Origin of the sequence: Massilia sp. Root351, from assembly GCF_001425045.1 — a bacterium.
In the GTDB taxonomy this organism is placed as follows: Bacteria; Pseudomonadota; Gammaproteobacteria; order Burkholderiales; family Burkholderiaceae_D; genus Rugamonas.
Genome location: NZ_LMDJ01000013.1, coordinates 1 through 19,691, shown reverse-complemented (window position 1 = coordinate 19,691; position 19,691 = coordinate 1). Strand labels below are relative to the sequence as shown.

Below are 19,691 nucleotides of genomic sequence, written 5' to 3'. Positions count from 1 at the left end.
GCGGCCACGACGCAGCGCCCGCATACCCTGCTTAGCGGACTCATGCCGGCAGTGGCGAACACCATTAAGCTGGTGAGGACACCGCAGCCGGGATGGAGTGAACAAGTGTTCGATGAACTGCACGCCGCACTGCCCGAAGAAAGGCGTGCGGCGTTCCAAGATGTACTGGCCGAGTTCATGCAGCTCGGCAAGGATGCGAACCAAGCGCTGGAGCGCGCCGAGCAGCAGGCCAGCGAACAGTCGGCCAGGCTTGCGGCGCTCGATGTGCAGGGCGCCGCGCTCGAAGCCAGATCCGGGGAGTACGAACGGCGCGAAGCAGAGCTTGCGGCGCGCAAGCAAGCGTGCGGCGAGCGCGAAGCTCAGTTGCTGCAACGCAGTGCCGACTTGGCTATCCGCGAAGAAAACGCCGCTGCCGGATTTTTGAAGGAACGGATCGCCGCGACCGCCCAGCTGCAGATGGCGCTCGAGGCCCTGGCGGGACAGCGCCTTGCGCTGCAGGCCGAACTGGCTCGGGTCGGCGAAGCTGGTCGGCAGGACCTAGACGCGCGGGTGGAGCAGCAGCTGCAGGCACTGCGCGAGCGCGAGCGCTTGCTCGACGATCAGGCCGTGCAGCAGGCGACAAAGGAAGCGCTGCTCGAGGTCGAACAGCGCACCCTGCAGCGCAGGACGCGGACAGCAGAAGAAGTCGAGGCATTGCTGCGCGCCGAGTTGTTGCAGCAGTTCTCTGACGAACGCGCGGCGCACGAGGGCAAGATCTCCGGACTCAAGCGGCAGGTCGAGCACGCCTATGGCGAGATCGATCAATTGACCGACCAGGTCGACGCTTGGCGCAGTTTCGAGGCAACGCTCGCGGGTCGCACGCCGGACCAGATACTCGACGAGCTCGACGGATTGCGACTTGCGCTGCGCGATCGCGAGCGGGCCATGCGGGAACTGGAGGCGTTGCAGGCGCGTGACGACAGCGGTGCGGTGCGCGCCGAACGCGATGCGTTGCTTGAAGAGCTGCGCGAATTGCGCCCCGAACTTGCCGACTTGCGGCAGCAGAACCATCGCGTCCAGCTCGGAGTCATGGAAAAGGAACACTGGGAGCGCGAAAAGCGCTTGCTCCAGAAGAACAAGGAGTTGATGGAGAAGGGGTTGGTCGAACTGGAAGGGCGTATCCGGGGGCTGACCGAGGAGGGGCAGGCCCAAGGGGCCTTCCCGGAGCTGGGCAGGATGGACACGGATACCACGCTGCAATTGACGGCCGCTGTTGCACCGATCCCGGAACTGAAGCAGTTCACTAACGAGCTGCGCGAGCGCATCGCCCTGAGCCAGCCTGACAATCCGTTGGTGTTCGGCATCGACGACCTTCAGCTGTTCGTTGGAGGGCTCGCGATGAGCCAGTTGCATGTGTTGCAAGGGATCAGCGGTACCGGCAAGACCAGCCTGGCGAAGGCGTTCGCCAAGGTAGTCGGCGGTGAGTGCACCGACATTGCGGTCCAGGCCGGATGGCGCGACCGCAGCGACCTGCTCGGCCACTACAATGCGTTCGAGAAGCGCTACTACGAGAAGGATGCCTTGCAGGCACTTTACCGAGCGCGCACGCCTGCCTTGGTCGACCGCATCAACGTGGTGCTGCTCGACGAGATGAACCTGTCGCGGCCAGAGCAGTACTTTGCCGACTTCCTGTCCGCGCTCGAGAAGGCTCCTCACGACCGGATAATACCCTTGATGGAGTCGAGTCCGGCGCACGCGCCGCGCCTTCTCGCCAAGGGACGCACCATCCTGCTGCCGGAGAATGTCTGGTTCATCGGCACCGCGAACCAGGATGAAACCACCAATGAGCTGGCCGACAAAACCTACGACCGTGCATTTGTGATGGAACTGCGCTCGCGCCACAAAGGCCAGCAATGGGGGCCGCGCGAAGGCCTGCGTCAGGTCACCTATTCCTTCCAGAGCATGAAGGAAGCGTTCGACAAGGCCCGCAAGGCTTACCGAAAGGAAGTCGAGGAAATCCTCGAGTCCCTCGATGCGAGCCCGCTTACCGAGGTGCTGGAAGCACGCTTTGGTCAGAGCTGGGGCAATCGATTCGAGCGCCAAGCAAAGGAATTCCTGCCGGTCGTGCGGGCGGCCGGCGGTTCGCTCGAGATGGCGCTGGATCACTTGCTCGCGACCCGCATGTTCAGATCAGGTAAGGTGACCGGCCGATACGACGTCGGCGCGGACGACCTGCACGCGGTCGAAGCTGCGCTCGACGACGCTTGGAGCCGCATGTCGCTCCCGGGCTCGCCCGAGCGCTGTCAGCTGGCGATCGACAAGGATCTCAAGCGCCGGGAACGCGGCGGATGAGAGTCTTTGACCGATACACCGGTTGCGAGGTCGATCTACCGCAAGTGATCGCACCCGGGCGCTTCCGACTTCTGCGGGATGCCGATGCAACTGTCGCGCTTGGCCTAGGGGCGGAGCAGTTGCTGGTCGGCGACACCTGGAACGATTTTCCTCTCGGCGACGGCGGCGCGACGTTGCTACCGGCTGCCTGCCGTGCGACCAACCAGGGCAGCTTCGACCTGCTCTGCCTAGCCTTATCCATCCTAGTGCAAGCGCCGGAATGCGAGCGTTTTTCGCCACTCATGCCGGCGTCGATCGGCGAGCTCGCCGAGCTGGAGGAGCTAGAGAACGTGCTGGTCAAGCGCATCGCTCACCTGCGCGAGATCGATGCCCGACCGCGGTTGAGCATGCGCTACGAATCCGAAGTGGCGCCATTGTCGCGGGTGCGCAAGCTCGCCCCAGGCGCGATCACACATCTCGCCGCTCATTCTGAAGACTGGCACAAGCGGACGATGTCCGGTATCGCGCCGAAGCGTATCCTCGGTTTGTTCAGCGAAGACGACTTGGGCATCTACGAGAACAGGGTCTATGCGCGCCTGCTCGACAAACTCGATGCTCACCTGACGCTGCGCTGGGACCAGATCACGAGCCTGTTGGCACAGTTCGAGCAGGCGCTAGCGATGAGCGGCGCGGAAGACCTAGATTACCGGCTTCGCAACGATCTGTGTGCCTTGTGGGGCAGGACATTTTCTGGGGACGAGACGCAGAATCTGCTGAATGCGTCCAAGGAGACGCTGCGGATTCTTGCTGGCCTGCGCAAGCAGGTCAGGGTGCTGCGCGGCGGCGTCCTATACACCCGCTTGCCGCGGTCGGTCTGCGTCCCGGAGCAACTGCGCGATACCAATATCCTGCAGCATGACCAGCACTACCGGCATCTGCGTACGCTTTGGCGGCTGCACCAGCAACGCGGCGTGGGGAAGACCCCGCCGATACGCCAAATCGTGGCGCGCAATCTGGCGCTGCTGCGCGACTACGTAACGTATGTCGGCCGACTGGGCCGGGAGGCGATCGGGCACATCAAGCTGCTGGAAAGCAGGGGTGGCAAGACGCTATTTGCGGGACAGGAAGTCGTATTCGTCCGGCGCGACGATGAGTGGCACTTGGGCTGCGGCGAGTCGAGGCTAGTCCTAGTCCCCGGGCTGCGGTACGAGTCCATGGGAGTCGTGGTTGCCATCGACGGCGCCGCGCGGGTGCTGGTCTGCCTCCAGCCACCAGATGGTGCGGACTGCGGCGTCGACCTCGAGTGCCATGCCGACAGTCGCAGCGTGTATATCAGCCCTAGTGATTTCTATGGTCTAGAGAAGCTCAGGCTGGTGATCGAGGCATTCCTGTGGCGCACTGCTGTATCCGCCTATGGCCGATCACTTGGCAAGCTGCCCGGCGCGCTCAGTGATCGACTACAAGATCGGGGCTGGCTTGGCGCCGTCGCTGGGGGCGGACTTGGTATGCTGGTTCCGGTCGAAGGCAGGGATGAGGAGGAATTCCTGCAATGCCTGCAAACCGGCGGGCTCAATCCGCAGACTCAGGTGCGACTGCGCCAAGCCGCCGATAATTTAAAAACATTGTCGTCATGCCGGGAGTGTGGACGTCGAACCAGGTTCGAGCCGAGTGAGGGCGGGTTCAGAGCGCGTTGCCCGGGCTGCTCCACGACCGCGCAGTTGTCGATGGAAAGTGGCAAGCGGGTGGCGCTGATGTCGATCGACAGCGAGACTATGCCGTCGTTCAGGACCTTGGGAGCACGTTATCTCAGGCTGGGGATTCCGGCAGCATCGGCGCCTGGATAGCGCCCGCCATCGGAGGCCGGGCCCTCCGATGGTTCTCCAGTGTAGCCTCATACCTATGACTTCCTATGAAAGCCCTGGGCCGTCGTGCTGTTGGCGTACCGGCCCTTGATTTGCAAGACTACAAGTAGAACACACTATGAAATTGACAGGACATTTACTCTATATCGACATTACGCAGATTTGCGGGATCGGATGCGGATTCTGCATGTACGCGGACAAGCACGCACGTGGTCAGAGCATGGTGCTGGACGAGCTGTCGTATGCGAATCTCGCCACACTGATCAATGACCCCGAGGTCAAGCGGATCTCTGTGAGCGGCGAAGGTGAGCCGCTGAACAATATCGCCACGTTCCACGAAATTCTGCGCCTTTCGGAAGGCGGGAAAGCATTCGAGTTTATCACCAGCGGCTTCTTGCCGCATGATCAACTGGAACGGTTTTACCACGCGACGAACGAGATCGTGGCTGGAAACGGCGACACCTGCAATATCCGCCTCAGCGCCGATTCGTACCATGTGGCCAAGGTACGGCATCGGGCGCACGGTTTTAGTGTCGGTTACGCGCTTGGGCAGCGGCCGGAAGCGTTGCGCTTTTCCTTCCGCTCGGTCGACACCGACCGAGCCTTCACCCGAAATTACCTGGTAGAAGAGCTGGCGGCACATGGCCATGCCGCCCGCATCCGTGCAGAAAGTGCGCTGGGGGACATGTTACTTGCGGATAGCACGGAATTCGGCATCGAGTACAAGAACCACGTGCATCCGCAAGTGCTCATGCCCGGAGAATTCCTCGATTTCTACCGCTACATCGACGCGATCGAGGCCCGGTACGGAAAGCGTTTCACGCTCGGCAGCCTAAATCGCTTCCCCCAGGATAACGGCATGGACGTCACCGTCAAGCCTGACGGCCAGGTCTATTTCTATGGCGCCGAACATATCGTGCTGGGCAATATTCACGCAGACCGCATCGACTGGAGGGACTTGCGGCAGCGCCTGCTCGACGATCGCCTCCTGAATGCGCTGTACTCCACCCCAATTGTCAATTTGCTGGATCGGATCAGTGACAAGGAGGCAGTACGGCATGCAGTCGCGCGCGCCAACAATCCCTACTGGGTCGTGAAGGAGCTGGTAAAGGTCGATGGGCTCCTGGAAGGGCTAGTGGCGGCATGATCGACTCACACACGCACACTGCGTATTCGAAGCACGCCAGGGGATCGGTCGACGAATTGGCTGCGGCCGCCTATCGGCGTGGCGTTACCGTGCTCACAATTACCGACCATGCGCCATTCACGGTCGACGCCACCAACCGGCTGCTTGAATCGGAACTCGACGCCTACTTCAGGGACATCGAGCGGGCCAGGAAGCACTACGCCGGCAGGATGACCATTCTGGCCGGCTTGGAGTGCGATTTCATGCCGGACTGCGTCGACCAGGTGCAACGGCTGATCTCCCCGTGGCCGCTAGATTTCGTGATCGGGGCGATCCATTATGTTCCGCTTGGCACCGAGCTGGTCAAAGTATGGGACTTGCCGCGACTGCACGAGAGCGCCGTGCTAAACGCCTATTTCACGAGCCTGCGCGAGTTGGTAACGTCTGAACTATTCGACGCGGTCGCTCACGTCGACAACCTGCTGCGCGGCGTACCGGAATCGGTAGTGGTCGAACGCATGGCGCCGTTGCTGCCATTGTTTGCATGTCACGGCGTTTCCTACGAGCTTAACGCCTCGGGCGCGCGCAAGAGCGTCTATTGTCCGGTGACCGGGATCGAGTCCGCTCCTGGCGACGCCTCATACCCGAGTCGCCGGACGGTGGCCAGCCTTCACGAATTCGGAGCAACATTCACTATAGGTTCGGATGCCCATGATCCTGTCGATACCGGCGTCGGGATCATCGCGCTGCTCGACGAACTCCAGGACACCGGTTTGCGGGAGATCTGCTATTACGTGCGGCGCCGGCGCATCGGTGTCCCGGTTGCCGGGCTGGTCGGGCAGGCGCATGCGCGGTCCGGAGGTGCGCCATGATGGCCCGGGATCCTGCCCCGATTGAAGCGCTGCGCTCGCCCGAGACTGAGTTCGATAGGCAGCTGGAGGGCCGTTCAGGAACGGCCCTGCGCGCCATGTTTGCCGAGCAGGCGGCCAGCCGCGACCCGGGAATGGTACAAAAGGGCCTACGTCAATTCGGAGCGGCGCTGCTGGCACAGGGCATGATCGGTATGCCGGAATACGCGTCCCTGTTCGGAGGCCACGCCATCCACAATTTGACCGTCGATGGTGCGGGGCGATTCGTCCATGCGCACGATGGCGCCTGTGCGCAAGTGCTGGTGCGAATCTACAGCCGCGCTAAGTACGGGGCGATCGATGACATCCGGCTGCTGGCGAACATGGTGAGCGCTAGGCTGTCGGCCGCGCTGGACGATACTGCTGATCCATGGCGCCGAATGTTCGACCGTGCGCGCGCGGACGGCGACCAGGTGGTGATGCTGACGACAGGCTGGCGCAACGTGCCGTCGACCGCGAATGTACTGTTTGACATGGTCGTCGAATGCATCAACGTCAAGCTGGCCTACCTTGGGCTGCCCACCCTCATCGGTGTCAAGCTGCCGCGCATCGCGCCGCCTTGCGAGAACTATGCGAGTCTGGCGGCCGAGGAACGCGAGCGTGTCTCGGCGCTCCAGGACCACGTGCTGCCAGCGCCAGATTTCTATCGTTTACCCGGCGTGCATGTGGTGTTCGGCGACGATGTCCTGGTGACCGGTGCGACCGCCGACAAGGTGTATGCCAGCGCCCTAGCCAACGGTGCGAAGTCGTTCATGGCGATCTATCCGGTCCTGCTCGACCCTGCGGTGGCGTTGTTGGATCCTGCGGTCGAGGAGCGTTTGAACACTGCTATGGTCAGCGGTCAGCTCGACGATTCGTTCGCCGCTGTCCTTTCCTCTCCGGGCTACGTGCCAATCCTGCGCTCGCTGCGTACGCTTCTCGATAATGGGCACGTGGCCGATCTGCATGGATTTCTGCCTAGCGTGCCGGCGCGCAATCTGTTGCGAATATATATTTCGGCGCTGAACAACGACTTCTTGCGTGATCCGCGTAGCGCCCCATCGCTCGCCCTACTGCGCGCATACTTGACAGGTACGGGCATGCTCGATGCATCCGGCTTTCCCTTGATTTCATGAGAGTGCCGGTCAGCTTCGCTTCTAGCATTTCCGTCCCTGCGGAATCGGGTAAGCTCGTACAACATCCGCCACGCGACGGCCATCCATATGCTACGCAGCGGCGTCGACGTCAATATGATCCGAGCCTGTTGGGGCATATGTCGCTGGCTCCAACCAATTTATACGCTGAAGTTGACCTAAAATTGAGGTCAAAGCGCAGGAAAGCCCTATGTTCCACGGCTTTCAGCGGAACCCTGGCGGTAACGCGCCTTGAAGTCACGGTGCCGAACTCGCGTTCGCTTTTAGGGCTAGATAGTACCGGCTTAGCCCTGAGTTCCTCGATTCATGATGGGCCACTTTGCATACTTGCACCGATACAATTGGTAGTGCATGATATAATCATTTTGATGATATCCACCGCCTATCAATGAGCAATCGAACTTTTGTTTCCGATCTTACGGCCGCCAGATGTGTATGAGGATCGCCTAACTATGCATGCCCAGCGTGTCGAGAGCCTGAGCCATGCCCAGCGTGTCGAGAGCCTGAGCCACGCCCAGCGGGAGCGACTCGCTTACATTGACTTCCGCCTGTACTTCATGGGTGAAATCGGCCGCCCAGACTTGGCGAACCGTTTTGGGGTGGCGCCGGCCGGTGCGACGCGCGATCTTGCCCTGTATCGGGAAATCGCGCCGCAGAACATCGAGTTCGACGGTAGCAACAAGATCTACCGGATAGGCAAGGCTTTCTCCCCGATATTCGATCACGCGACGAAGCGTGTCTTGTCGGCCCTCTCTCTTGGGTTTGGTGATGGCGAAAACGTCGATTCACAGCCGCTGCTGCCCTGCGAGTCCCCTGCGGCATTGAGCAGCCCTCGGATGGGCGTACTGGCTCCGATTTGCCGTGCCATCTATGCCAAGCGCCCGGTGGCGATTCGCTACCACTCAATGACCAACGGAGAGTCCGAGCGGGTCATCGTTCCTTTTGCGCTGGTAGACACCGGCCTTCGCTGGCACGTCCGGGCCTTTGATCGCAATAGCAGCGAGTTCCGTGACTTTGTCGTCACCCGCATTGAAGCGCCGACCTTGGTTGATGAGGAACCCAAGGCCAGCGAGCACCCTGACAAGGACATTCAGTGGACTCGGATCGTGGAGTTGGACTTGGTACCACACCCGCGCCTCGCTCGCCCTGAAATCATCAGGATGGACTATGGGATGACCGACCGTTCGATCCGGATACGAGTCCGTGCGGCGGTCGCGGGCTACATGCTGCTGCGTTGGAGCGTTGACGCATCGCCGGATCACAGCCTCAAGGATGAACATTACCGCCTGTGGCTTAGCGACCCGTTGGCCTTGTATGGTGTGGAGAACGCCAAGCTCGCACCAGGGTATCGCCCTCCAGCAGCGCAAACAAAGAAATGATTGTAAAGACAAAACACGATGGCCAAGACACTTGAAGCGCACGACAAGCTGATCCGGGAAATTTTCGAGGGCAGCTACCAGTTCGAAATTCCGGACTACCAGCGCCCCTACGCCTGGACGAACGAGCAAGCTGATGAGCTGTTCAATGACCTTGTGTCGGCGATGCAGGATGCGCGCACCGCCGGCACAACTAGCCAGTATTTCTTGGGCAGCATCGTTCTCATCAAGAACGACCGGGAGCCGAGGTCATCGGTAGTTGATGGTCAGCAGCGCTTGAGCACGCTGACTATGCTGTTCGCCGTGCTGCGCGCGGTGATGCCTGATGCCGCCGACGACATCACGGACTTCCTTTATAAAAAAGGTAAGGTCAGTCTGGGCGAGACGAACGAGTATCGTTTGACTGCCCGCGAAGAAGACGCCGAATTCTTCCGCACTTTCATTCAGGAGCCCGGTGGCATTACTCGCTTGGTGGCCAGCACAGACAAGCTGGAAGACAGCCGTCTGCGCTTTCGCGAGAACGCCACACTGCTGATGGGCAAGGCCACGGCTTTGTCCAACGCCGAGCGCGAGGCCCTGTGGAAGTTTCTGGCCAACGACTGCTCGCTGGTTGTGATCTCTACTCCCGACCTCGAGGCGGCGTATCGGATCTTCTCGGTGCTGAACAACCGAGGCCTCGACCTCGCACCCATCGACATCATTAAAGCGGCCGTGCTGGGATCTATCCGCACCATTGCAGGTGATACCAAGAGCCGCGTTTACGCCAAAGAGTGGAGCCGCATCGAGAGCACGCTGGGGCGCGATGCATTCAGCGACCTGTTTGTCCACATCCGCACGATCTACGCCAAGCAAAAGCAGCGGGCCACGCTGGTCAAGGAGTTCCAGGATTACGTCACCGAATACAAGACCCCGATTGACTTGGTCGACAAGGTCATCAAGCCCTTTGCCGAGGTCTGGGACTTTGTACGCGATGCCGACTTTGAAGCCACCGAGCTGTCCGAGATCATCAACGACTACCTGTCGTGGTTGAACCGCGTCGACTTCAAGGACTGGGTGCCCCCTGCACTAATATATTTTAAGCGCTTCCGCCAGCAGCCCAAGTTGCTGGCCGATTTCTTCAAGGCGCTCGAACGGCTGACCTACTTCATGCTCGTCACCAAGGTGGGGATCAACGAGCGCATCGAAACCTTTGCCGATCTCACCAAGGAGATTGAACCTGGGGCTTTCGACGGCGATCTGGCCGCATTGAATACACTCGCGCTCACCGACAAGGAGAAGCGTGAGTTTCTTGCCGCACTCGACGGCGACATCTACCGCCGTTTGCCCAAGGCGCGTATGGCGCTAATGCTGCGCCTCGAAGCCTTGGTCAGCGACGGCAGCAAGAAGCAGGTGTTTGCCCACTTGTCACTGGAGCATGTACTCCCGCAGACACCGCCCGCAACGTCTGATTGGCTCAAGTGGTTCCCCGATGACGACGAGCGCGACACGTGGACGCACCGACTTGCCAATTTGGTTCCGCTGCATGTTCGTAAGAACCCTGCAGCCAGCAACTACGACTTCGACACCAAGAAGAACGTGTACTTCAAGGGAAAGGGCACGGCGTCGCCCTTCATCCTGACGCAGGAAGTCAGGTCGGAAGGCGCCTGGACACCGGAGGTGCTGTTGGACCGGCAGAAGCGCCTCGTCGACGTTCTTGAAAAGCACTGGGAGCTGGAGGTGCTGCCAATCGAACCAATCAGCAGAGCGCTTGACACAATAATAGCAACGCAAGGACAAGCTAGATGAAACCCGTAAAACAACAAGACCAAAGCAACCTGAAGTGGGTTGCCGACTTCATCTGGAATATCGCTGACGACCGCCTGCGCGACGTGTACGTGCGTGGCAAGTACCGTGACGTTATCCTGCCGTTCACCGTGCTGCGGCGGCTTGATGCCGTACTGGAGTCGACCAAGCAGGCGGTGCTGGAGCGGAAGAAATTCCTTGATACGCACAAGATCGCAGAACAGGATGGCGCGCTGCGGATGGCTGCGGGGCAGGCCTTTTATAACACCTCCGAATTCACGCTCGAAAAGCTAAAGGCCAGTAGCGCTGGCCAGCGCCTGCGCAACGATTTCATGGACTATCTTGATGGCTTCTCGCCCAATGTCCAGGAGATTCTTGCCAACTTCAACTTCCGCAATCAGATTCAGAAATTAGTGGATGCGCACGTCCTTGGCTACTTGATCGAGGACTTCCTTGATCCTGAAATCAATCTCTCAACGCAGGCCGTCAAGGATGCTGACGGGCGCGTCAAGCTGCCTCCGCTTGATAACCATGGCATGGGTACCGTCTTTGAGGAACTGATCCGTCGCTTTAACGAGGATAACAACCTTGAGGCTGGTGAGCACTACACGCCGCGCGACGTGGTCAAGCTAATGGCCCAGCTACTGTTCCTTCCCATCGCACACAAGATCGAATCCAGCACCTATTCCCTTTACGATGGTAGCTGCGGTACGGGAGGCATGTTGACCGTCGCTGAAGAAGCCTTGCAGGAGCTTGCTGCGAAGCATGACAAGGAAGTTTCTATCCACCTGTTTGGTCAGGAGATTTCTGACGAAACGTATGCCATCTGCAAAGCCGACATGCTAATCAAGGGCGAAGGCAGTGCTGCGGAAAACATTGTGGGGGGAGCAGACAAGTCCACATTGTCTGCTGACCAGTTCCGGTCACGCGAGTTTGACTTCATGATCTCCAATCCGCCATACGGAAAAAGCTGGAAGACCGACCTTGACAGGATGGGCGGCAAGAAGGAGTTCAGCGATTCGCGTTTTATCGTCAATCACGGCGGCGATTCCGAGTTTAAGCTTATCACCCGTTCCAGTGACGGGCAACTGATGTTCCTGGTGAACAAGCTGCAGAAAATGAAGCACAACACGCCACTGGGCAGCCGCATCGCGCTGGTGCATAACGGCTCGGCCTTGTTCACCGGCGACGCGGGCCAGGGCGAAAGCAATGTGCGACGCTGGGTGCTGGAGAACGATTGGCTTGAAGCCATCATTGCTTTGCCACTCAACATCTTCTACAACACCGGCATCGCGACCTACATATGGGTGCTGGCCAACAAAAAGGCTGTACACCGACGCGGCAAGGTGCAGCTGATCGATGCTTCGCAGTGGTTCCAGCCGATGCGGCGCAACCTTGGCAAGAAGAATTGCGAGTTGGCGGATGCGGACATTGAACGTATCCTCAAGCATTACCTCGACCAGCAGCCCGTTGATACTGACGCCGCCGGCATGGCCAAAGGCGCAACGCCCGAATGCAAATGGTTCGACAATGCCGACTTCGGCTACAAGAAGATCGTGATCGAGCGCCCGCTGCGGCTCAAGAGCCAGCTCAAGCACAGCGCCATCGAAAGCCTGCGCTTTGCCACGGGCGACGAGGCGCTGCGCAGCGAGATTTACGCGAAGTATAGCGATAAGCTGTACACGGAATTCGCCAAGCTCAAGGCCGAAATCGAAGCTTGGCTCAAGGGTGACGATGGCGACGAGGGTGCCGACGACGAGTCGGACGACGACGACGCCAATATCACCAAGACGACAGTGCCGGAAAAACGGCGCAAGAAGCTGCTCGACCCAGCGACGTGGCTGCGTGACAAGACGCTGGTAGATCTGGCCAAGTTGGCGCAGCAGGACCTTGGCGAAGGCGTCTTTGACGACCACAACGAATTCCGCACCCGCTTTGACGCCACGATGAAGGCGCACAGCAAGAAGCTCGGCGCGGCTGAGAAGAAGGCCATCTACAAGGCGGTGAGCTGGCGCGACGAAACGGCGCCCCCCGTTGTCGCCAAGCGCAGCAAGCTCAAGAAAGGTGAGCACTTCGAACCGGGATTTGATGGCGCGTACCTGGAAATCGTTGGCAAGGATCGATTTATGGCCGAGTACGAGGCCGATACCGACCTGCGTGACACCGAGCAGGTGCCGCTCAAGGAGTCGGGCGGCATCGAGGCCTTTTTCGTTCGCGAGGTGCTGCCACATGCGCCGGATGCATGGATCGCGATGGACGCCACCAAGATCGGCTACGAGATCTCGTTCGCGCGCTACTTCTACAAGCCCACCCCGCTGCGGACGCTGGAACAAATCCGTGCTGACATCCTCAAGCTGGAGAAGCAGACAGAAGGCTTGCTGCATAAGATCGTGGGAGCGGCGTAATGGGCGTTGTGTACCAGTCATACCGGACATCTAAGATGCAATGGCTTCCGCCAGTGCCGGAGCACTGGAACGAGCAGCGCGCCAAGGTCTTCTTTCGTGAGGTGGACGAACGCTCACGCACTGGCGAGGAAGAGCTACTTTCGGTTTCGCACCTGACGGGCGTTACACCGCGCAGCCAGAAGAACGTAACGATGTTTAAGGCCGCGAGCTACGTTGGCTCCAAGCTGTGTCGTCCGGGAGACATAGTGATCAACACACTTTGGGCGTGGATGGCGGCGCTTGGGGCGAGCAGGCATGTGGGAATCGTCAGTCCGGCCTACGGCGTGTATCGGCCGCACCGTGCCGACAGCTTCAACCCTGCGTATCTCGACTATCTGCTGCGCACCCGTGCTTACGTTGCTGAATACATTGGGCGCTCAACCGGCATCCGATCCTCGCGCTTGCGTCTGTATCCGAGCCAGTTTCTCGACATTGCGCTGATTCAGCCACCTCGCGCCGAGCAAGACCAAATGGTTGCCTACCTTCGGGCGCAGGACCTTCACATCGCCCGATTAATCAAGGCCAAGCGTGAACTTATCGCGCTGCTCACGGAGCAGAAGCTGCGAATCATTGATCACGCCGTCACGCGAGGTATCGATTCTTCCGTCGTGCTGAAACCCTCTGGCATCGAATGGCTGGGGGACGTGCCCGAACATTGGGAGCTTCGCCGTTTGAAGTTCATCGCCAGCAACGTCACAAGCCAGACCTCCACCAAGGCCGGCGATGAAATATATCTGGCAATGGAACACGTTCAAAGTTGGACAGGTGTAGCGCGACCGCCCGAAGGCGAAGTTGAATTTGCCAGCACGGTGAAGCGGTTTGTTGCTGACGATGTTTTGTTTGGCAAGCTCCGCCCATACTTGGCGAAGGTCACGCGGGCGAACTGCGCTGGAGTCTGCGTGAGCGAGTTCCTCGTGCTACGGTCGCGCGAGGAGTTTGTCCTCCCTGCGTATCTTGAGCAGCTACTACGCTGTAAGCGTGTGATTAGCCTTATCAACAGCTCGACGGAGGGAGCGAAGATGCCACGTGCCGATTGGGCTTTCATCGGAAACGTGCGGCTTCCGGTTCCTCGTGAAGATGAACAAGAAGCAATCTTGCTGCAAATCGGGCTCAAAACGAAGGATTTGGACGAAGCCATCGCTCGCGCCGAAGAAGAAATTAAGCTGATCCGCGAGTACCGCGACCGGCAGATTGCAGATGTGGTTACTGGCCAAGTGGATGTACGCGGCTGGGTGCCGGGCCCGGATGACATGATGTCCGATGAAATTCTGGCAGTGCTCGGCGGCGACGATGAATTGGATACCGATGGGGAGGACGATGATGGCGACGACTGACACCAGTGAAAAGGGCCTGGAGGCCTCGATCGTACGCCACTTGGCGGGAGCTACTGAGCACCCGATAGTTGCAACGACGGAGGCTCAGGAGGCCGCCAGCATTTATGCCCCCGGTGGTTACGTCCTCGGACGAGCGGCGGACTTCAACCGCGACGTCGCGGTGGATGTGGTGCAATTGCTGTCCTTTCTGCAGGCCACCCAGCTCAAAGCAGTCGAAACACTGGAACTCGGAAGCGATGGCATCAAGCGAACCCAGTTTCTACATCGTATCCAAGGCGAGATTACAAAGCGGGGCGTGGTGGATGTGCTGCGCAAGGGCGTGAGCCACGGCCCGGTTCACGTTGATCTGTACAAGCTACTGCCGACGCCGGGCAACGTCAGTGCGGCCGAAAACTTCGACAAGAACATCTTCAGTGTCACCCGTCAGTTGCGCTACAGCAACGACGAGGTTCAGCGTTCTCTAGACATGGTTATCTTCATCAACGGCCTGCCGGTGATGACCTTCGAGTTGAAAAACTCGCTGACCAAGCAGACTGTTGCCGACGCCATCACGCAGTACCAGACTGACCGGAACCCGAGCGAGCTGCTTTTCCAGTTGGGGCGCTGCGTGGCGCACATGGCGGTAGACGATGCCGAGGTGCGGTTCTGCCCGCATCTCACTGGCAAGACCTCGTGGTTCCTGCCATTCAACCAGGGCTGGAACAGCGGTGCAGGCAACCCTCCCAATCCAGGTGGCCTGAAAACTGACTATTTGTGGAAGCAGGTGCTGATCAAGGAATCGCTGGCCAACATCATCGAAAACTTCACGCAAGTGGTGGAAGAGGAAGACGAAAAGGGGAAGAAGCGGCGCAAGCAGGTGTTTCCACGTTTTCACCAACTTCGTACCGTCCGTGCCTTACTTCGCCGCTCCCGCGAGGATGGAGTTGGCAAGCGTTATCTCATTCAGCATTCGGCAGGCAGCGGCAAGAGCAACACCATCGCGTGGCTGGCACACCAGTTGGTCGAACTCAAGACTTCCGCTGATGCGATGTTAGCGCAGTTCGACTCGGTCGTCGTCATCACTGACCGTCGTGCGCTGGATACCCAAATTGCCCGAACCATCAAAAGCTACGACCATGTTGCGTCAATTTTCGGGCATTCTGAGGATGCTGCCGAGCTGCGCACCTTCCTGCGCAAAGGTAAGAAGATCATTGTGACGACGGTGCAGAAGTTTCCGTTCATCCTTGATGAGCTGGGCGGCCTCGGTGGAAAGAAGTTCGCGCTGCTAATCGATGAGGCGCATTCCAGCCAAGGTGGCAAGACGACCGCAAAGATGCACATGGCCTTGTCGGGCGTTCTTGGTGACGACGAGGGTGACGAAGACTCCGTAGAGGACGCAGTCAACAAGCTGATCGAGTCGCGCAAGATGCTGCCGAACGCCAGCTACTTCGCGTTTACGGCTACGCCGAAAAACCGGACGCTGGAGTTGTTCGGGGAGCGGTTCATTGAAGGCGGTGAGGCGCGCTACCGCTCACCGGAGGAACTCACCTACACCACCAAGCAAGCGATTCAAGAGGGCTTCATCCTCGATGTGATTGCGAATTACACGTCGGTGGGCAGCTTCTATCACGTCGCTAAGACAGTCGAGGACGATCCCGATTTCGACAAGGTGAAGGCGCTGAAGAAGATTCGTCACTACGTCGAATCCCACGACAAGGCCATCCGCAAGAAGGCCGAGATCATGGTCGACCACTTCGTGGCGCAAGTGGCGGGCAAGCAGAAGATCGGCGGCAAGGCGCGCGCGATGATTGTCTGCAGCGGCATCGCACGGGCCATCGACTACCACCGCGAGGTAACAGATTACCTCGCTACGATCAAGTGCCAGTTTAAGACCATCGTGGCGTATTCTGGCGACTTTGAAATTGGCGGGGTGAGGAAGACCGAAGCCGATCTCAACGAATTCCCGAGCAAGGACATTCCGTCCAAGTTCAAGCAAGACCCATATCGTTTCCTGATCGTTGCCAACAAGTTTGTCACCGGCTTCGACGAGCCTCTGCTGCATACGATGTATGTGGATAAGACGCTGGAGGGCGTTCAGGCGGTGCAAACGCTGTCCCGCCTGAACCGAGCCCACCCGCAAAAGCGCGATACCTTCGTGCTGGATTTCGCGGACAACGCCGAGGCTGTGAAGGTCGCATTCCAGGACTATTACCGCGCGACAGTGCAGGTCGGTGAGGCCGACGCCAACAAGCTGCACGACTTGAAGAACGACCTCGATGCCAAGCAAGTATACAGCTGGCAGCAGGTTGAAGATTTGGTCGCGCTCTATATCACGGGCGCAGACCGCGACAAGCTCGACCCCGTTCTCGATACCTGCGTAGCCGAGTACATCGACAACCTGGATGAAGATGGCCAAGTTGAATTCAAGGGCAAGGCCAAGTCTTTCGTGCGCAGCTACGGCTTTCTCGCTGCGATCCTGACGTACGGCCACCCGGCCTGGGAAAAGCTGGCGATCTTCCTGAACTTCCTGATCCCGAAGCTACCGGCCCCGAAGGAGGAAGACCTCTCCAAGGGGGTGCTGGAAGCTATCGACATGGACAGCTATCGGGTAGAGGCGCAGGCGTCACTGAAGATTTCGATGGACGATGCGGACGCCTTCATCGAGCCGCCCCCGCCTGGCGGTGGCGGAGGTGGTGGTACTGCGGAAATCGACAAGCTCTCGAACATCATCAAGGCCTTCAACGATATGTTCGGCAACATCGAGTGGAAAGATGGCGACAAAATTCGCAAGGTCATCGCCGAGGAAATTCCGGCGCGCGTGGCCCAGGACAAGGCTTACCAGAACGCGCAGGCCAACTCCGACAAGCAGAACGCCAAGTTGGAGCACGACAAGGCGCTGAATCGAGTGGTGCTGGAGCTGATCTCCGATCACACGGAGCTCTTCAAACAGTTCAGCGACAACCCCAGTTTCAAACGCTGGCTGACCGATATGGTCTTCGACTCGACCTACCACTTGGGCTCGGTGCCACCCAAGACCCCGCCACAGACGGGAGCGTCGGCATGAGGGGGGAAATGGTAGAGGACGCAATGATAGGAGCCGCCGCATCCGACCTGGACAAGGCTTCCGCACTTCGCAGGGAGGCCGAGCGACTGGAAGAAGACGCCCTCTATTCGAGCAAGGGGCATTTCAATGCTGAAGACACATGGGTGCGGCGCAACTACTGGTTGGGTGTTCCGGCAACCATTCTCGGAGCGGTCGCCGGAGCGACGCTGATCAAGAGCCAACCTGAATGGGCGACAGCGTTCACCCTTCTGGCATCCCTGCTCACTGGGTTGATGACTTTTCTCAAACCCAACGAGCGCGCGGCATTGCACAGGGCCGCCGCTGGCCAGTTCCTTGCCCTTCGTAACGAGGCACGGTTTTTCCGGGAGATCGAACTGCTTCAGTCACATCGACTGGACGAGCTCCCCGAACGACTGAAGGCACTTTCGGTAGCGCGTAATGAGTTGAACTTAAAGAGCCCGAGCATTCCGCGTCGAGCGTTTGTCGCTGCGCGAAAAGGAATCGAAGAAGGCGAAGCAACCCACAAAGTGGACAAGGAGGAATGACCGGATGTCGATATTGAGTTTTCTTACGGCGACGGCCAGCAGTGCCGTGCTTTCTGCAACGGAGCAGTCGTCAATTAAGACGTCGATCACAACGCTTCAAGCCCGGATGGCGTTGCACTTTGACAGTGGCGCAATCGCGCAGCATTTCCGATTCGGGTCGTCAACGCGAAGCACGATCTTGCCTCGCTCGATGGATGAGAAGTCTGACATCGACTATATGGTTGTCTTCAGCGACGCTAGCGCCACCCCGCAGACGTATTTGAATCGATTGAAAGCCTTTGTCGAAAAACGCTATGGCTCCTCGGAAATCTACCAGTCCAGTCCGACCATTGTTCTCGAACTTAACCACATCAAGTTCGACCTGGTGCCAGCGACAAAAAATTGGCTTGGCGGACTTCAAATTCCTAATGGCTCGGGTGGTTGGATGGCCACGAGCCCGAATGACTTTAACGCCACGCTTGAAGCGAAAAACAAGGAACACAATTCGCTGATCAAGCCGACCATACGTCTGTTTAAGTATTGGAATGCAACCGCCGGATTCCCGTTTCAATCCTTCGAAATGGAGAAATGGGTCTGCGGCCTGCGTTTCTGGTTCTTGGCGAATCAGAAGGACTACATCCTTGCCGTCATTGAAAACCTGAACACCAGCACCTCGTACTCGCAGCGGGTAAACAATGAGATCACGCGTGCAAAGTGTATCGTGGCCGACGTAAGGCGGTACGAGAAGGATGAGATGCCGGTAACGGCTGAGAACGAAATCAAGAAGTTGTTCAGGCTCTGAGGGGAATTTCTATGGCATTGAATTTGGCAAAGGTGGTACTACGTTACTTGAAGGAGCGGCCTGATGAGAAACTTACCGCGCGGCAGATCGCCGAGTGGATCTTCGCCACGTTCCCCGATGAATGCCAAGCGAAGAAGCAGAGTAGCCAGTACGTCAGCACGGATGCTGAGCTGGTACAGCAGCTGGTCGCGGAAATCAGCTCACAGCGCCCGCGCTTGCAGAAACGCCACCCGGAGCTGAAGACTACCGAGGGGCGGCCGCGCAAGTACTTCTACTCGGAGAAGTCCGATATTGCCGAGGTTGCAGCGGTTGAGGGCGTGGTTGCTGCCCCTATGGCAGACAGTAACGATGCCAAGCTCGGGGAGCAAGGGTTGTACCCACTGCTTTCGCTGTATCTGTGGGAGGAGTTTGGGGTCTATTCGAAGCGCATCGACGAGAAGCGATCTTCGAACAAACGAGGGCCAAACGGCAACCGTTGGCTGTATCCGGACCTGGTCGGGATGGAGGACTTGGGCGCTGAGTGGCACCAGGAGGTTCGGGACTGCGTGAATCAGTATTCCGACAAGCGCACGAAGCTGTGGTCGTTCGAGGCCAAGTTGTTGATCAACCGGTCGAACGTGCGTGAATGCTTCTTCCAGGCGGTTTCCAATTCGTCGTGGGCTAATTTTGGTTATCTCGTCGCAGCGGAGATCGAGGGCCAGGACACGCTCAAGGAATTGCGGATGCTGTTTGCGGCGCATGGCATCGGCCTGATCAAATTGGATGTCGAAAACCCGGCAGAAAGTCAAGTCTTGATTCCTGCTCGAGAAAGAGATGAGATCGATTGGGACATGGTCAACCGGCTGGCGACTGAGAACAGGGACTTTCTGGAGCACGTGAAGTTGGTGAAGCAGTTCTACCAGACCGGAGAAGCAAGGCTCGCCGATTGGGATGTGCCCGACACGACGGACTAAGGAGCCGCTGAATTATTCCTCAGCGGCTGAATCTGCGGCGATCTGAACCTGAGACAATACGACATTGTCCATCACTGCTCAGCCGATCATGCAA

Annotated in this window: 13 protein-coding genes; all 13 read left to right on the top strand. The window is 58.8% G+C overall.

The annotated features are described in order from the left end of the window. The first annotated feature begins 105 nt into the window (after positions 1 to 105). The gene (locus ASD15_RS16775) at positions 106 to 2,331 is read left to right on the top strand and encodes an AAA family ATPase (RefSeq protein WP_057156141.1); all 2,226 of its coding nucleotides are present in this window, start codon (positions 106 to 108) and stop codon (positions 2,329 to 2,331) included. Then, positions 2,328 to 4,154 carry a hypothetical protein gene (locus ASD15_RS16770; protein WP_057156140.1) on the top strand — a complete coding sequence of 609 codons (1,827 nt, stop codon included), beginning with the start codon at positions 2,328 to 2,330 and terminating at the stop codon, positions 4,152 to 4,154. Before ASD15_RS16775 ends, ASD15_RS16770 begins: the two co-directional genes overlap by 4 nt. A 136-nt stretch (positions 4,155 to 4,290) precedes the next feature. Then, on the top strand, positions 4,291 to 5,319 hold the full coding sequence (locus ASD15_RS16765) for a radical SAM protein (RefSeq protein WP_057156139.1): 1,029 nt from the start codon (positions 4,291 to 4,293) through the stop codon (positions 5,317 to 5,319). Then, positions 5,316 to 6,170, top strand: coding sequence for a histidinol-phosphatase HisJ family protein (locus ASD15_RS16760; protein WP_057156138.1), 855 nt, complete (start codon positions 5,316 to 5,318; stop codon positions 6,168 to 6,170). The genes ASD15_RS16765 and ASD15_RS16760 overlap by 4 nt, the downstream gene beginning before the upstream one ends. Then, positions 6,167 to 7,321 carry a hypothetical protein gene (locus tag ASD15_RS16755; protein ID WP_200953978.1) on the top strand — a complete coding sequence of 385 codons (1,155 nt, stop codon included), beginning with the start codon at positions 6,167 to 6,169 and terminating at the stop codon, positions 7,319 to 7,321. The genes ASD15_RS16760 and ASD15_RS16755 overlap by 4 nt, the downstream gene beginning before the upstream one ends. A 470-nt stretch (positions 7,322 to 7,791) precedes the next feature. Then, positions 7,792 to 8,718 carry a YafY family protein gene (locus ASD15_RS16750; protein ID WP_057156137.1) on the top strand — a complete coding sequence of 309 codons (927 nt, stop codon included), beginning with the start codon at positions 7,792 to 7,794 and terminating at the stop codon, positions 8,716 to 8,718. Between the two features lie 18 nt (positions 8,719 to 8,736). Next, positions 8,737 to 10,500 (top strand): DUF262 domain-containing protein, encoded by a 1,764-nt coding sequence (locus ASD15_RS16745; protein WP_057156136.1) that lies wholly within the window; start codon positions 8,737 to 8,739, stop codon positions 10,498 to 10,500. Next, positions 10,497 to 12,902 carry a class I SAM-dependent DNA methyltransferase gene (locus ASD15_RS16740; protein ID WP_057156135.1) on the top strand — a complete coding sequence of 802 codons (2,406 nt, stop codon included), beginning with the start codon at positions 10,497 to 10,499 and terminating at the stop codon, positions 12,900 to 12,902. The genes ASD15_RS16745 and ASD15_RS16740 overlap by 4 nt, the downstream gene beginning before the upstream one ends. Further along, on the top strand, positions 12,902 to 14,275 hold the full coding sequence (locus tag ASD15_RS16735) for a restriction endonuclease subunit S (protein ID WP_057156134.1): 1,374 nt from the start codon (positions 12,902 to 12,904) through the stop codon (positions 14,273 to 14,275). The genes ASD15_RS16740 and ASD15_RS16735 overlap by 1 nt, the downstream gene beginning before the upstream one ends. Further along, positions 14,202 to 17,318 (top strand): type I restriction endonuclease subunit R, encoded by a 3,117-nt coding sequence (locus ASD15_RS16730; protein ID WP_229418230.1) that lies wholly within the window; start codon positions 14,202 to 14,204, stop codon positions 17,316 to 17,318. Before ASD15_RS16735 ends, ASD15_RS16730 begins: the two co-directional genes overlap by 74 nt. 23 nt (positions 17,319 to 17,341) lie before the next feature. After that, on the top strand, positions 17,342 to 17,863 hold the full coding sequence (locus ASD15_RS16725) for an SLATT domain-containing protein (RefSeq protein ID WP_057156146.1): 522 nt from the start codon (positions 17,342 to 17,344) through the stop codon (positions 17,861 to 17,863). A 4-nt stretch (positions 17,864 to 17,867) separates the two neighbouring features. Continuing rightward, on the top strand, positions 17,868 to 18,644 hold the full coding sequence (locus ASD15_RS16720) for a nucleotidyltransferase (RefSeq protein ID WP_057156133.1): 777 nt from the start codon (positions 17,868 to 17,870) through the stop codon (positions 18,642 to 18,644). An 11-nt stretch (positions 18,645 to 18,655) separates the two neighbouring features. Further along, positions 18,656 to 19,597 carry a COG2958 family protein gene (locus tag ASD15_RS16715; RefSeq protein WP_057156132.1) on the top strand — a complete coding sequence of 314 codons (942 nt, stop codon included), beginning with the start codon at positions 18,656 to 18,658 and terminating at the stop codon, positions 19,595 to 19,597. Positions 19,598 to 19,691 lie beyond the last annotated feature (94 nt).